The organism is Massilia sp. CT11-108 (assembly GCF_047302915.1).
Taxonomy (GTDB): domain Bacteria; phylum Pseudomonadota; class Gammaproteobacteria; order Burkholderiales; family Burkholderiaceae_D; genus Telluria; species Telluria orientalis.
The window spans coordinates 1-1,608 of the sequence record NZ_JBKYMO010000833.1 but is presented as its reverse complement, the minus strand read 5'-3'; the positions used below and the strand labels follow the sequence as shown (position 1 = coordinate 1,608).

At 67.1% G+C, this 1,608-nt stretch carries 2 protein-coding genes; both read left to right on the top strand.

From position 1 onward, the window contains the following. Positions 1-941, top strand: a 941-nt coding sequence (locus tag ACEN88_RS31205; RefSeq protein ID WP_413345979.1) for a PilN family type IVB pilus formation outer membrane protein, incomplete at its 5' end; no start/stop codon positions are given. A gap of 19 nt (positions 942-960) precedes the next feature. Then, the coding region (gene pilO2 / locus ACEN88_RS31200; protein WP_413345977.1) for a type 4b pilus protein PilO2 at positions 961-1,608 on the top strand (648 nt) is incomplete at its 3' end.

The window sequence follows — 1,608 nt, the reverse complement described above, 5'->3', positions numbered from 1 at the left end:
GCGGTGCGGGCACGACGAATGGCGTGACCGCCAACAACAGCCAGAACACGGCGGTGGCGTCCAAGCTGTCGGTCTACGGCAGCATCGAAAGCGTCATCAAGGCCATGTTGTCGAGCTACGGCAAGGTGGTCATCTCGCCGGCGACCGGGTCGATCACGGTGGTCGACACGCCCGACACGCTCGACCGGGTGGCCGCATACATCGAAAACGAGAACCGGACGCTCGAGCGCCAGGTGGTCATCAACGTCACCGTCCTGTCGGTCAGCCTGAACGACAGCGAAGACTACGGCATCAACTGGAACCTGGTGTACACGACCCTGCGCCAGAAATACGGGCTCACCAGCGCGCCGTTCGCGCTGGACGGGACCCGGTTCTCCGCCGGTGTGCTGGGCGATTCGCGCTTCGCGGGCAGCACGGCGATCATCGACGCCCTGTCGAAGCAGGGCAAGGTGCGGCGCCAGACCACCGCGTCGGTGATCACGCTGAACAACCAGGTGGTGCCGCTGCAGGTGGCCAAGCAGACGTCCTACCTGCAGCAATCGCAGACGACGGTGGTGCCCCAGGTCGGCACCACCACGACGCTGATTCCGGGCACCGTCACGTCGGGTTTCAACATGAGCATCCTGCCGCACGTGCTGGCCAACGGCACGGTGCTGCTGCAGTTCTCGACCGACATCTCCGCGCTGAACACGATCCGCGAAGTGCAGAGCGGCGGCAGCAAGATCGAGACGCCGGAAATCGATACCCGCAATTTCCTGCAGCGCGTGGCGATGAAATCGAACGAGACGCTGATCATCAGCGGGTTCGAGCAGACCGACGACAACCTCGACCGCCAGGGCGTGGGCAGCGCACGCAACGTCGCGCTCGGCGGCGGCATCAAGGCGGCCAGCGCCAAGGAATCCATCGTGATCCTGATCACCCCCACGACGGTCGGCCCCTGACGCGAAGCGATCCGGCATCATGGCCATCCACATCATCCAGATCGAAAAGCACCGGTTCGTGTGCGGCCTGTTCTGGCAGTCGCTGTCGCGGCCGCGCGAACTGGCCAGGGAGGCGCGCGAACTGGGCGCGAAGATCGACTCCGACCTGTACGTGCTGCGCACCGACCAGTCGACCGCGCAGGCGGGCTTCGGCCAGAGCGCGGACGGGGCGCGCCGCGGCATGTTCTCGCTGGGCGCGATCATCTCGAAGACGCTGGCGCTCGAAGGCGCCTACTTCGACGGCGAGAAGCAGCGGGTCCACAACTGGCTCGCCGCGCTCAGGCTGCCGGACGGCATGTGGGCCTATTTCGCGGCGCGCGACGCGAACTTCCTGCCGAACGGCGATTTCGCCGGCACCCGCGAGGAAGTCATGGAGCGCCTGCACAGCGACTATGGCCTGGGCGGCTGGAACGTCGTCCTCGGCGATGCCGAACTGGCCGACTACGGCTTCCACAACTTCGAGGCGCGCACCGTCGAGAGCTTCATCCCGCACCGCAAGGACGGCCGGATCCGCGCGCACCGCTGGTGGGGCCTGCAGCCCGTGCACACCCGCGGCAATCGCTGGCCGGCACTGGCGGCGGCCGTCCTCGCCCTGGCGCTCGCCGGGGGCTGGGTCCATGTCCAGCGC